Source organism: Paenibacillus lentus (genome assembly GCF_003931855.1).
Taxonomy (GTDB): Bacteria; Bacillota; Bacilli; order Paenibacillales; family Paenibacillaceae; genus Fontibacillus; species Fontibacillus lentus.
Genome location: NZ_CP034248.1, coordinates 2997787 through 3010682, shown reverse-complemented (window position 1 = coordinate 3010682; position 12896 = coordinate 2997787). Strand labels below are relative to the sequence as shown.

Here is a 12896-nt window from a genome sequence, read left to right as displayed (position 1 = left end):
TCTGACTTGGTCGCAATTCAGCTATGTTTTGAAAAGGAGCACCACCCGTTAGCCCGGGGTGCTCCTCATGCGATTCCAGTAACTATTCGCCGGCGGCATTCGCTTCTTCTTGCACTTTTTGCACGGCATCAAGCATGTCTTTAGGATTTTGTACGCCTTCAATCACGCGGTGGATCCCGCTGCTAAGCTCGGTATTGACTTCAGCCTGAACCAAGGCATCAAAGGCCGGCCATTTATATTCGACTTCATTCATGCGCAGGATGATTTCCTTGATCAGATCATTAGCGGCATTCGCTTGCAAATCTTCTTCGCTGAGAATCATCGAAGGAAGCAGCCCATCCTCCTTCAGGCTTTGCAGCTGAACCTCATCACTGAAGAAGCTCGTAATGAACGCTTTAACTGCTTCCAGCTTCTTCGGATCGTCCGCTACTTTCGCGGAGAATGCATAACCATTGTTCGAGTCAACCATCGTGCTTAATCCATCCCCTTCATTTACAGGAGGCATAACGAAGAAACCGAACTTGCTCTTACCATCTGCGCCCAAAGCATCATTGAACACCGAGGATGCCCAGGATCCGTCATACATCATGACGGCTTCATCCGTCAGCAGTTGGTTGCGCTGGCTGTTGTAGTCGATGCCCAGCTCGCCTTTTTTAAAATAACCTTTCTTCACCCACTCCTGATGCTTGCTGACCGCTTCAACCATTTTCGGATCATTCCATTTGGAATCACCGGTCTTGAATCCAGCCGTGAAATCTGCTCCAGCATAATATGACCATAAGTTATTCGTTGTCATAAGCGGAACCCAGGCGTCTTTAGAACCTTGGGCGAAGGGAACTTTGCCATCAGCCTTCACTTTCTCAGCAAGCGCTTCCAATTCCGCCAAAGTTTTTGGCACTTCCAGCCCTTTTTCAGCAAAGTATTCTTTATTGTAGAAATATCCTTCAATCGATCCGCCTTTTGGTAAGCCGTAAATTTTGCCATCATATGTCCAGGGATCCAGGTTGATGAACCGCTCCTTCAAGTTCAGCTCATCTAAAATCGGGCCAATGTCGAGAACCAGTCCTTCTTTGGCGTAAACGCCGATATCCGGGCTGCCAAAGGCATCGAAAATATCCGGAGGATTTCCCGCAGCCATCTCGCTTCTCAGCTTGTCTTTCCGATTCACCTCACTATCCACGCCATCCAATTTAATCGTTAACCCAGGAACCAGCTCCTCGGCTTTCTTCTTTACAGCCTCCAAACGAGCCAGGCGATTTTTGTTGGGTTCGCCGATTTCAATGTGCCGCATCTTTAATTCGAACGGATCCGATTTACTTTCCTGTGGTGTATTCCCGCCATTTGTACCCGTGCTCACCGTTCCCCCCGAGTTGTCGCCTTTTCCGCAGCCTGCTACCAAAACACTTGCCACGAAAATCAGACTTAACATCATGATCCAACTTTTTCTCACGGTTTGACCTCCCTAATTTATGAGTAATATTGCTTTGCACCCTCATTATAAAATAAGGCTTCCTAGCTGTAAGGATGACAAATCCACTATTCGAGGAGATATTTCTATGGACTTTATCGGGGTCGTCCAGGCACGGCTGTAATATAAACAAAAGACGCCCTCCGGCCGTATTTCGCCGGTAGGACGCCTTAATTGATGGAATATGATGCAACGTATTATTTCGATTTTGAAATACCTTGATGGTTACGAACAGGGGAGATGAACCAATAGGCCATACCTACAAACACAACACCGCCTACCATATTGCCTAGTGTTACAGGAATCATATTGTGCAGCCATCCCGCGATCGAAATCGTCTCCGGATGATTCGGCAACAGGACAGATAAGCTGAGCAGAGTCATATTAGCAACACTATGCTCATAGCCGCTGGCAATGAAGGCAAAGAGACACCACCAGATGAGGACCAATTTGGATATATCATCTTTGGCTCGGTTGGCCATCCAAAGCGCCAGACAAACCAGCCAGTTGCACAAGATGCCGCGAAAGAATAGTTCCGACATCGGGGCCGCCATTTTCTTCGCAGAAGCAGCGAATATCAAATGATCCGGTCCAGCCGTCTTGAACAGGCCGGTACCGACAATGAGCAGGCTTAACGCCACTGCGCCCGCCAAATTGCCCAGGAAAACAATCACCCAGTTTTTCAGCGTATCAGTCGGCGTTGTCCTCTTCGCAAGCGTACTGATTGTAAAGAACATATTATTGCCCGTAAACAACTCCGAACCAGCAAACACCACCAGGGTGAGGGCAATACCAAAGGATGCCCCCATTACAAGCGATTGGATCGGAGATTCCACCTTTGCCAGCGGAGCGCCGAGACTAAATATGAGGATGATTCCTAGTCCTACATAAGCGCCGGCCAATAAGGCAGATACGATATAACGGGGCAAGCTCTCTTTCATCGCATCCCTTTTCTTTACTGCCGCTTCGATAATAGCCTCTAGATTCTGTGTATACATAACAGCCCTCTCCCCTTTGCTCCCATCTTCAATTAAATGAATTTTCTCTCTATGCTCCGATCCATACGTTTCCGTCTTCTATTTTGACTGAATATACCTTGACTTGCCCGGTATCCGGGGCTTGAACCAGCCCCGTCTTCAGATCAATCTTCCAATCATAGAGTGGATCGTACAGGTAATGGCCCGATACGATGCCTTCGGCAAGCGGCCCGCCCTTCGGATGCGGATTCTTGTTCTCTAGAGCGTACAAGTTATCGCCAGAATCGCGAAATATAGCAATTTGCTCGCCATTCCACTCCACGACCCGTCCGATCTGCTTCATAAACAAATCCAGCGTTCCTACATATAACAGTGTTTCCTGCTCTGCTCCCATATCTATACTCCCTTCCGGTCATTATCCCTTCAATTCCACAGTGTCGAACATTTTATTGCGGCTGCTGTCATCGTTCAGCATTTTGCTCCATGGCTCTTCCGCTTGCTGTAGAGCAAATTCAACACGCTCCATCAACGCCCGGCGATTCTCTAGATCGTCAACGACGACCGCCTTGATGTGCTCCAATCCGACTCGCTCAACCCATTCCGAGGTTCTCTCTAAGTAATTGCCAGTTTCCCGGTAATACTGAATAATTGCGCCGCACACCTCGATTAATTCTTCATCCGTCTTCACCTTACACAGTGAATCCGCAAGGCGGGCCTTAATGCCCCCGTTCCCGCCGATAAAGATTTCCCAGCCTCCATCGTTGCCGACGATGCCGATATCTTTCGTGCAGGCTTCCGCACAGTTACGCGGACAACCGTTGACAGCCATTTTAAATTTAGCAGGATAATCAATACGTTCGAACTTGCGTTCCAGCAACGCTCCCATACTCATCGAATCCTGGGTGCCGAAGCGGCAGAACTGCGATCCTACGCACGTCTTAACAGTACGCAACGATTTCGCATAGGCATAACCCGACGGCATATCCAGCTCTTCCCAAACCTTCGGCAAATCCTCTTTCTTCACACCGATCAAGTCTAGGCGTTGTCCTCCAGTGACTTTAACCACTTTTACATCATATTTGAGAGAGACATCGGCGATTTTCTTCAAATCCTCCGGCGTCGTTACGCCCCCATACATCCGCGGAACAACCGTATACGTTCCATCCTTCTGAATGTTGGCGTTCATACGCTCGTTCACAAAGCGCGATTCCTTCTCGTCCTCATAGGTATCCGGATAGACCATGCCGAGATAGTAATTGAGCGCAGGACGGCACTTCGAGCAGCCTTCAGGCTCATTCCAGCCCAGCACATTCATAACTTCTTTGGTCGTCTGCAGGCCTTTTGTTCTGATTTCGGCAACAATTTCGTCGCGATCCAATGTCGTACAGCCGCAGATGCCCTCTTTGGCCGCTGTCTCGAACCCGTCTCCCAGCACATATTGCAAAATTTGCTCTACGACCGGCTTGCAACCGCCGCACGAACGGGTCGCCCCGGTGCAGGCCTTGATCTCATCGACAGTCGTCAGTCCCTGACTCGTTACCGCTTCGATGATACTCCCTTTCGTTACCCCATTACAGCCGCAGACGATCTCTTCATCAGGCATGGCCTCGATCGAGGCGGTTTTCTTCGCACCTCCGCCGCAGCAGCCCGAGCCCATCAGTGTGTCATACAGTTCATCGGTCATCACTGTCTGTTGCTTGATCAGCTTCTGCAGCTCCGCCGAATCATTGATATCTCCGTAGAGCACGGCACCGACCATGACACCGTCTTTGAGTAATATTTTCTTATATGTGCGCTTCCAGTCATCTTTACTAACAATGACTGTATGCTCGGGCCCATCGATAAACTCCCCAGTGGAGAATACATCTACGCCCGATATTTTCAGTTTCGTCGATACGACAGAACCCTCGTAAGGAGCTGTATCCACGCCGCAAATGTGCTTCGCAAGAACCATGCCTTGTTCGAATAGCGGAGCCACGAGTCCATAGCATACGCCACGGTGCTCATTACACTCGCCTACGGAATATACATCCTCCATCGAGGTCTGCATATAATCATTAACAACAATGCCGCGGTTCACCTCAATGCCGCTATTCTTAGCAACTTCAACGTTCGGCTTGATGCCTACAGCCATAACAACGAACTCGGCCTCTAAAACCGTATCGTCGGCAAAACGCAGACCGCTTACTCTCTCATCTCCAAGCAATTCAACCGTCTGGGCTTCCATCTTGAACTTAATACCTTGGCGCTCTAATTCATGACGCAGCATAAGCGCAGCCTGATGGTCCAACTGCCGCTCCATCAAATCTTCCATCAGGTGAACGACAGTAACGTCCATTCCTAATTGGACCAATCCTTTGGCGGCTTCCAAACCAAGCAGTCCCCCACCGATCACCGCCGCTTTTTTGTACGTCTTTGCAGCCTCCAGCATTTGGTTGCAGTCTGCGATATCGCGGAAGCCGATAACCCCTTGTTTATCGCTACCAGGAATCGGGAGAATAAACGAGTTGGAGCCGGTCGCGATAATGACCTTATCGTAAGGTACCCGCATCCCCTGCTCGGTGACCACTTCTTTGCTCATTTGGTCGATTTTCGCGACCTTGGTTCCCGTGTGCAGCGTAATACCGTGATCAGCATACCAATGCCAGTCGTTTAGAACGATATCATCAAGCGTCTTACTTCCTTCCAAAACATACGAGAGCATGATCCGATTATAGTTCGGATGCGGCTCGCTTCCGAAAACGGTAATTTCAAATTGTGTTGACAGCTTCAAAATTTGTTCAACTGTACTGATTCCCGCCATCCCATTCCCAATGACGACTAGTTTTTGTTTGTTATTGTTCATATTGAGGAATGCCTCCTTCTGACTAGAGCCTTCGTTTTCCTAAAGTGATGTTTTAATTATATACTTAAAATTTCGGATACATTGTGATTTAATTCACACCAATTGTGAATATTATCACAATAATTGTCATAGTTTTTCTTTCCATTCATCTTGAAAAGTACATTTCGCGAAAATCAACTTAAAAATCATTCCAGTTGTGTTTTCGCGAAATGAGAACCTACAGATTGGATTGTTACATTCTAACAAGCTCCAGCTGCACATGATCATGCGGCCTCAAGCGCATCTCCAAGCCGCTCTCCCTGAGCTCTTTATGATTCACTTTTAAGATCCACTTCTCATTCATTCCCGGTTGATGCCCGTTTACGGCGATAATCCGCTTATTGTTTAAATTGAATGTGACGATTCCGCTCATTCTCAGCAAATCCCTAACCGTAATATTATCTTCATAACGGCTCACATAATGAAGACGCTCTCCGCTATTCACTAAGCTATTGTTAACCGTTAAAATAAGCGCTCCCTGCTCCGATAGATCCGCCTCGTTATTGACCGTCTTGACATAGACGAGAATAACATCGCCTTTTTTCAGCTTCGTATTCCACTCTTCAGGCTTCAAATCCTGCTTATTTAATTTTACGCCCCACTCTAAGGTAGAATCCAACGACACGTCTCCAACAGACGATATCCCCTTGCCTTCATTCGTAAGCTGAATTGTCTGACTGCTCTCTAGAGCCTGTCGCAAAGTAATTCCTTCCATATAATCAAAGTGAAGGTTGCTCGTTACATCCGGGATCAACGTGCTGCCGTCGATTTTCAAGGTAATGTCATCATCATGATTATCCTCTTCTACCTGTACCAGCGGCTCCGGCTCTTCTATAGGCTGTGCTGCACAGGCTGTGCTAAGCAGAGCGGTAATTACGATCATTATTAGTATTAAACCAGATTTGTAGCTCATGACTGCACCTGCTTTCCGTAAATGCCAAATCGAGTTTCTTACTCTAGCATACCGGACTGGTGGACAGTTCTCAAACCTAAAAACATAAGCAATCCATATTTAATACATATAACTGGGTTAATCAATTCCTGCGAATTACAGATACTCGCCCTCCATATCATGAGTTATTTCTCCTAGACTCCAGGATACAATTATCGTAAATGAGCTGCTTTGCACACTTTGTGATTGCAGTCACATGAAATGTCTATTTTTTATGACTAACTTAAAGTAACATTTGTACAATGTGCTTAATACAAACGAAAAAAAGGCTCGCCCTATCCAGGGGCAGCCCTCAATCAATCATAAGATATAACTTCGTTTGATGCTATTTTAGGATATCGTGGTCAACATACCGCTCACCGTTCATTTCACTAATTAATTCTATAGCTACTTTGGCTCCATCTCCAGCCGTAATAATCGTATGGACGCTCACTCCTGCCACCGTTCCTGCGGCCCAAATTCGCGGCTTACTGGTTCTGCCCGCGCCGTCCGTCTGGATGACGGTCTTGATCCGCGGCTCCGTACCATCTTTCAGCTCAAGCCCGATGGAGCTTGCCAATTCGGTCAAAACGCCTGTAGCCAAAATAATATGGGATGCTTCAAAGCTGCGGCCTGATTCCGTCTTTACGGTCAGTTTTGAACCGCCATTGGTATCAATGGCCATTACTTTCTCTTCGATGAATTTGGCCCCGAACTTCTCTGCCTGTTCACGTCCAATTTGAAGTAAATCCGGACCGGAGAGTCCCGCAGCTCCGTAATGATTGTCAATCCAAGCCCGTTTCGTCATGCTCGTATTGCTGTCAAGAACAAGGGTCTCCTTCCCCGCTTTTGCCAGGAACAAAGCTGCGCTAGCTCCCGCTGGCCCTGCTCCGATCACAATGACCTCAGCCACAAATACACCCACTTTCTTTATTATTCGTGCCGATCCGTCACAGGTAACGGCACGAACAGCTTATTCGATCCACTTCTCGGCCCAGCATTGCACCTCGCCCATAACTGGCCCCAATGCGAGACCTTTTTCCGTCAGCTCATACTCAATTCGCACCGGCGTCTCCGGATATACATGTCGTACCAGGATGCCTTCGTTCTCTAAATCTTTCATTCGTTCAGACAACATCTTATCGCTCATCGATGGAATTAGATTAGAAATGTCCTTGAACCGCTTCGGTCCATTCATTAATGAATGGATGATAAGTCCATTCCAGCGCTTGCCCAAGATCGAGAAAGCAGACTCAAAACGCGGACATAGTGTATGATGCGCATCTTCCATTGCTCTTCACCTCTTTACCCGATGGACTTAAAAAGCCCAAAACTTACGTTTAGTTAGTATATATCAACCTTATCATATTTTCTTAAACATGAACACTGGGATAATATTTGATTATACTTAAAATTAAACAGGAGTGAATCCACTTTAAGTTCCAATTCTACTCGGTCTTTCGTATTCTCGCAATATGTTTCAAAAAAATTAGCGGCTACCGATGCGGTAGCCGCTAATTCTATTATACTGCTTCCTTAACCATTTATACCCACCACATATCAGCGGCTGAATCTTCGATAATGATTCCCTGCAAATTGCGTACGGCCTTCGATAGACCTTCTTCTATGGACATTAATCCGTCCTCGTGCTCGATGCTGATGACATAATCATAACCAACCAGTCGAAGCGCGCTGATGATATCGCTCCATGTCTTGAGATCATGACCATATCCTACCGTTCGGAACTGCCACGCCCGATCCATCATCGCTGTATATGGCTGCATATCTGTAATTCCGTGCATATTGACATTCACTGGATCAAGGGACGTATCCTTGGCATGGAAATGGTGAATCGCTCCCGCTCGGCCCAGAATAGAAATCGCCTGTACAGGATCAATTCCTTGCCACCACATATGGCTTGGATCCAGATTAGCTCCGATAACTTCACCCGCGGCTTCACGCAGTCTGAGCAGAGTAGCCGGAGTGTGAACGGAAAATCCGCCGTGAAGCTCCAAGCCGATTTTTACATTGCGGTCAGCAGCATATTTTCCCCACTCTGTCCAATATGGAATGATCTTGTTGTCCCACTGCCAGGTCAGCACCTCCTGGAAGTCGTTTGGCCAAGGAGCTACCGGCCAGTTTGGATACTTCGCATCCTCGTGGTCGCCAGGGCAGCCTGAGAATGTATTTACAACCGGAACCTCGAGACGCTCCGCCAGCTGTACCGTCTTCACGAAAGCATCATGAAATTCCTTAGCAATCGCCTTCTGCGGATGCAGCGGATTGCCGTGACAGCTCAGCGCACTGATCATCATTCCACGGGATTCTACCGCTTTCTTGAAGCGCTCCAGAGCTGCCTTGTCTTCCAGCAGCACATCCGGGTCACAGTGAGATTTACCGGGATGCCCGCCCGTGCCAATTTCCACGGCCTTTAGTCCTTGAGCTGCCGCCAAATCCAGCGCTTCTTCCAATGGCCGTCCGCCAAACAAAACGAGAAATACACCTAATTTCATGGATAATCCTCCTTAACCCTTTTTTAATTAGTCAAAATATACCGTTTTTCCAGTTCTCGCAGAAGTGTAGATCGCTTCCAAAATCTCGGTAACTACAAGCGCTTGCTCGGGCTTAACCAAAGGTTCCTTATCCTCCAGTATCGCCTCTACCCACAATCTTGCTTCACGAGTCGCATCGGACTCTTCCTCGCCATCAAAGAACGCGACGCCGCCACCACCGAAGTCCACCTTCGTCTCATACAGCCGGCTTAGCTTCTCCCCGTTCAGGCGCAGGCCATCCTTCATATCCGCTCCGCCCTCGGTACCGCAGAGCAGTGTCTTGGCTTCGCCTGTCTCCACCACGTTCAGTGCCCAACTGGACTCCAGCATAATTGTCGCTCCATTCTTCATCTTAATGAAGCCAAATGCCGAGTCTTCAACCTTGAATTCTTCCGGATCCCATGAACCGAATGCATTTGCCGCATTCTCCCGCTTGCCCAGCTTATGGAATACGGAGCCTGTAACACTTTCTGGCTCATAGTTGTCCATCAGCCATAGCGTTAAATCGAGTGCGTGAGTACCAATATCGATCAGCGGGCCTCCACCTTGCTTCTCCTCATCCAAAAACACACCCCAGGTTGGTACAGCACGGCGACGAATCGCAAGCGCTTTTCCTAGATAAATATCACCCAGTTCACCATTCTCACAGAGCTGCTTCAAAAATAAGCTATCACTGCGGAAACGATTCTGATAAGCAATGCTCAGCTTTTTGCCTGTGCGTTTAGCCGCATCAAGCATCTGGCGCGCCTGCTCTGCCGTTTTGGCCATCGGCTTCTCGCACATAACATGCTTACCAGATTCGAGTGAAGAAATCGTGATTTCAGCATGGGAATCGTTTGGAGTGCACACATGAACGACATCCACATCTTCCTTTAACACCTCGCGGTAATCGGTGAACACTTTAGCACCTTCGACGCCGTATTCAGCTGCGGCTTTTTGAGCCCGCTCTTCTATAATATCGCAAAAAGCGACCATCTCAACTTCAGGCAGTTTCGCCAAGCTTGGCAAATGCTTGCCGTTAGCAATTCCCCCGCAACCGATAATAGCTACTTTTAATGTTTTAGACATTTATTTTTCCTCCCTCTTGGATATAAGCTTTAACCCACTCCATGCTTTCTGCAATGCTGTCCAGCGAGTCTTTAGCACAGTAGTCCTGTTCCACAATAATCCATTCTGCTTGATTGTCAACAGCGGCATCTGCAATCGCCTTCAATTCAACAATTCCACGCCCCAGCTCAACCGTCTCCGCCGATCCATCCGCTTTTTTGACCATATCCTTCAAATGCAGCAATGGCATCCGTCCGCTATACTTCGATATATACTCTAGCGGATCAAAGCCTGCATAGGATACCCAGCACGAGTCCAATTCAACCTGAATCAGCTCTTTATCAACACGCTCGTAGATCGCATCAAGCACGGGCTGCCCATCCAGCGTCTCCGTCAATTCAAACTCGTGATTATGATAAAGAAGCACAAGTCCTGCGTCAGCACAGCGTTTGCCGATCACCTTGAGATCTTCAATGACTTCCGCCCAACGGTCACGCTCATCCTCCCCTAAATATGGGAAAATAATATAGCGGTTACCAATCGCCTTGTTAAACGCGATCTCCTCTTCCAGAGCATTCCGAAGACGATCATAAGGTGTATGGGCACCTATGGCGGTTAGCCCCGTCTCTTTTAATATCTGGGTGACTTCCCCAGGCGTACGCCCGTAATAGCCCGCAAATTCAACCCCCTTATAGCCAAGCTCCGCTACCTTGCGCAGCGTGCCTTCAAAATCCTTCTCCAAATGGTCCCTAACCGTATACAGCTGCAGTCCTAATTGTGTCATACTTATCACCTCATATGATTAATGGATTGGATAACCTTCAAGTATGGGCAGTAATATTCTTCGCCTATACAAGTACCGCCTTGCCGAAGCTTCTATAAGCTGCCTCTAACGGCAACATGGCAGCGCTTTCCAGATGAATATGCCTTCCTTCGTTTGAAGAGGCAAGAAAAGCATGCATAGCTTCAAGCACATGATAAGCGAGCTTGCCGCTGGCCCGGTGCTCCCGATTTTCCAGAATCGCACTTGCCATATCCTCTATTCCTTTGCCTCTTTCGTTGACGACTCCCGTAAACGCAGGCGGAACAATGCTCCATTCTTCCGAGCCATATCTGCGGAGCTTCACATCGCCATCGAAGCAGTTCGGATCGGGAACCAGCAAGGAGCCCTCCGTCCCATATATTTCGATACGAGGCAGCGTACTGCCCCCAGGAATGTCGAAACTTGTTACTAAGGTACCGATCACTCCATCTGCGAAGTCGATAGTTCCGCTATAGTGTGTAGGCGTGTGTACGGGAATCCGCGTTCCTGCTCGCGGGCCGGATTTCACAACACGCTCTGGGATCAGGCTTGCTGCTGAGCTGCTAATGCGAGTGATCGGTCCCAACAAATTGACAAGAGCCGTTAAGTAATAAGGCCCCATATCAAACATCGGCCCGCCGCCTTTCTCATAGAAAAAGTCCGGGTTTGGATGCCATCCCTCCGGCCCATCACCCATCATGAACGCTGTCGCAGCCACCGGCCTACCGATCTGTCCTTCCATAATCGTCTTGCGGCTGGTCTCTATTCCTGCTCCCAGGAATGTGTCCGGAGCACATCCTACTCGCAATTGCTTCGCTTCGGCTAACGCGAGTGTACGTTTGGCGTCCTTGAGAGAAATAGACAGTGGCTTTTCTGCGTAAACATGCTTGCCATGCTCCAGAGCTGCGATATTAATCGCCGCATGGGAAGCCGGGATCGTCAGGTTTAGGATGATATCAATGGCTGGGGACTGAAGCATTTCTTCTACCGTATACACCTTCTCAATTCCATACTCCCTGGCCCGTTCCGCTGCCTTCTCCGGGACCAAATCAGCAAGCGCTGTCACTTTGGCAATGCTGCTATCCTGCAAATAGTTCAGATAGGCTGGACTGATGTTACCACATCCGATGATTCCGATTCTCATACCTGTCATTTGAGGTCCCCCCCCCCCGAAGCCTTGTTGTTGTTTTGCCATCACTCTATTAACATAGTAATAAATTCGATTCTAATTTAAAATGAATAATATGATTGATACATGAACAATCTGCTTATTATTTTTAACAAAGTAATGGAGGACAACGCATGAGACTTCATGATGACTTGCAAATACTGACAGCAGGCTACTCGATCCATCGCAAGCCTTTCCACATGACCAATGAGGATGGACTAGGACATTACTTAATTCGCCTCCAGACGGCAGGCCGGTGCCGCGGGCGTATTAACGGCCAACTAGAGCTGCTTGAAGCTGGTGATTTGCTACTATTCGCTCCAGAAGAGCCCTACGAGCTAAAAATTGAAGCCGAGGAGAATCAATCTGGCGACTATAGGGTGGACAGCGCGGATTATCATATTTTCCTGTCCGGTGCCTGGGTGGAACAATGGTGGCAGCAGACAGCGCGGCCGCAGAAGTTTAAAGTCACGCTGTCCGAGGGCATCCTCGGCGCCTTTCGGCAGATCATGCTAGAGCAGCGGAGAATGTCTAATCCTTCACCGAAAATCGCCGAATATTATCTCAAAATTTTATGCCTGGATATCGATCGAAATCTGCAGGAGCATCAGGCTCCCTCACATCAAACCTATCTTGCCCACCGTATCAAGAATTATATCGAAGAGAACGCCTCATCCCCGTTTAAACTGGAGGACGTCGCTTCCCATGTCGGCATTAGCGTATCCCGGGCAGTGTTCCTTTTTAAGCAGGCATTCGGCACCAGCATTATTCAATATACGCTGGAAATTCGCATGAATATGGCGCGAGAGCGTATCATCTTTAGTCCATTATCCTTGGAGCATGTCGCGGAGAGTTCGGGCTTTCCAAACTATAATTATTTCCACCGCGTCTTCCGCAAGCGTTACGGCATGTCTCCCAAGGAGTTCCGTCAAAGTGCCCGTAGCAATGGATAGTGCAATGCCAACAACAACGTGCCGGTATCAGAGACGACATTCAAACATCAAAAAAACCTTCACCTTGTAAATCGCTTCTTTGGTATGATACAGGAAGAAAGTGAGGGCCTGCCT

The 12896-nt window shown here is 48.2% G+C and carries 12 protein-coding genes; 1 reads left to right on the top strand and 11 read right to left on the bottom strand.

Annotation, left to right across the window (positions count from 1 at the left end; all coding sequences use genetic code 11):
- Positions 1-82: 82 nt before the first annotated feature.
- The 11 genes from EIM92_RS13410 to EIM92_RS13360 all read right to left on the bottom strand — a co-directional run bounded on the left by EIM92_RS13410 (position 83) and on the right by EIM92_RS13360 (position 11814).
- Positions 83-1450, bottom strand: coding sequence for an ABC transporter substrate-binding protein (locus EIM92_RS13410; RefSeq protein WP_211344369.1), 1368 nt, complete (start codon positions 1448-1450; stop codon positions 83-85).
- A 215-nt stretch (positions 1451-1665) separates the two neighbouring features.
- The gene (locus EIM92_RS13405) at positions 1666-2466 is read right to left on the bottom strand and encodes a formate/nitrite transporter family protein (protein ID WP_125083065.1); all 801 of its coding nucleotides are present in this window, start codon (positions 2464-2466) and stop codon (positions 1666-1668) included.
- 49 nt (positions 2467-2515) lie between these two features.
- Positions 2516-2839, bottom strand: a complete 324-nt coding sequence (nirD, locus tag EIM92_RS13400) for a nitrite reductase small subunit NirD (protein ID WP_125083064.1) — start codon at positions 2837-2839, stop codon at positions 2516-2518.
- 21 nt (positions 2840-2860) lie between these two features.
- Positions 2861-5290, bottom strand: coding sequence for a nitrite reductase large subunit NirB (nirB, locus tag EIM92_RS13395; protein WP_125083063.1), 2430 nt, complete (start codon positions 5288-5290; stop codon positions 2861-2863).
- 232 nt (positions 5291-5522) lie between these two features.
- Positions 5523-6242, bottom strand: coding sequence for a hypothetical protein (locus EIM92_RS13390; protein ID WP_125083062.1), 720 nt, complete (start codon positions 6240-6242; stop codon positions 5523-5525).
- A 364-nt stretch (positions 6243-6606) separates the two neighbouring features.
- Positions 6607-7173, bottom strand: a complete 567-nt coding sequence (locus tag EIM92_RS13385) for an FAD-dependent oxidoreductase (protein ID WP_125083061.1) — start codon at positions 7171-7173, stop codon at positions 6607-6609.
- A 60-nt stretch (positions 7174-7233) separates the two neighbouring features.
- Entirely contained in the window at positions 7234-7551 is a 318-nt protein-coding gene (locus tag EIM92_RS13380) for a winged helix-turn-helix transcriptional regulator (RefSeq protein ID WP_125083060.1), read from the bottom strand.
- Between the two features lie 253 nt (positions 7552-7804).
- Positions 7805-8773 carry a sugar phosphate isomerase/epimerase family protein gene (locus EIM92_RS13375; protein ID WP_125083059.1) on the bottom strand — a complete coding sequence of 323 codons (969 nt, stop codon included), beginning with the start codon at positions 8771-8773 and terminating at the stop codon, positions 7805-7807.
- Positions 8774-8800: 27 nt separating this feature from the next.
- Positions 8801-9880: a Gfo/Idh/MocA family protein gene (locus EIM92_RS13370; RefSeq protein WP_125083058.1), complete on the bottom strand. Its 1080-nt coding sequence runs from the start codon at positions 9878-9880 to the stop codon at positions 8801-8803.
- Positions 9873-10643: a sugar phosphate isomerase/epimerase family protein gene (locus EIM92_RS13365; protein WP_125083057.1), complete on the bottom strand. Its 771-nt coding sequence runs from the start codon at positions 10641-10643 to the stop codon at positions 9873-9875. Before EIM92_RS13365 ends, EIM92_RS13370 begins: the two co-directional genes overlap by 8 nt.
- Before the next feature lie 64 nt (positions 10644-10707).
- Positions 10708-11814: a Gfo/Idh/MocA family protein gene (locus EIM92_RS13360; RefSeq protein ID WP_125083056.1), complete on the bottom strand. Its 1107-nt coding sequence runs from the start codon at positions 11812-11814 to the stop codon at positions 10708-10710.
- Between the two features lie 149 nt (positions 11815-11963).
- Here EIM92_RS13360 and EIM92_RS13355 point away from each other — a divergent pair, with 149 nt between their 5' ends.
- Positions 11964-12782, top strand: coding sequence for an AraC family transcriptional regulator (locus EIM92_RS13355; protein ID WP_125083055.1), 819 nt, complete (start codon positions 11964-11966; stop codon positions 12780-12782).
- Positions 12783-12896 lie beyond the last annotated feature (114 nt).

Excerpts from the sequence above, each read along its gene's own strand:
- EIM92_RS13405 (WP_125083065.1), bottom strand. The coding sequence starts at position 2,466 with ATGTATACACAGAATCTAGAGGCTATTATCGAAGCGGCAGTAAAGAAA.
- nirD (WP_125083064.1), bottom strand. The coding sequence starts at position 2,839 with ATGGGAGCAGAGCAGGAAACACTGTTATATGTAGGAACGCTGGATTTG.
- nirB (WP_125083063.1), bottom strand. The coding sequence starts at position 5,290 with ATGAACAATAACAAACAAAAACTAGTCGTCATTGGGAATGGGATGGCG.
- EIM92_RS13390 (WP_125083062.1), bottom strand. The coding sequence starts at position 6,242 with ATGAGCTACAAATCTGGTTTAATACTAATAATGATCGTAATTACCGCT.
- EIM92_RS13380 (WP_125083060.1), bottom strand. The coding sequence starts at position 7,551 with ATGGAAGATGCGCATCATACACTATGTCCGCGTTTTGAGTCTGCTTTC.
- EIM92_RS13375 (WP_125083059.1), bottom strand. The coding sequence starts at position 8,773 with ATGAAATTAGGTGTATTTCTCGTTTTGTTTGGCGGACGGCCATTGGAA.
- EIM92_RS13370 (WP_125083058.1), bottom strand. The coding sequence starts at position 9,880 with ATGTCTAAAACATTAAAAGTAGCTATTATCGGTTGCGGGGGAATTGCT.
- EIM92_RS13365 (WP_125083057.1), bottom strand. The coding sequence starts at position 10,643 with ATGACACAATTAGGACTGCAGCTGTATACGGTTAGGGACCATTTGGAG.
- EIM92_RS13360 (WP_125083056.1), bottom strand. The coding sequence starts at position 11,814 with ATGACAGGTATGAGAATCGGAATCATCGGATGTGGTAACATCAGTCCA.
- EIM92_RS13355 (WP_125083055.1), top strand. The coding sequence starts at position 11,964 with ATGAGACTTCATGATGACTTGCAAATACTGACAGCAGGCTACTCGATC.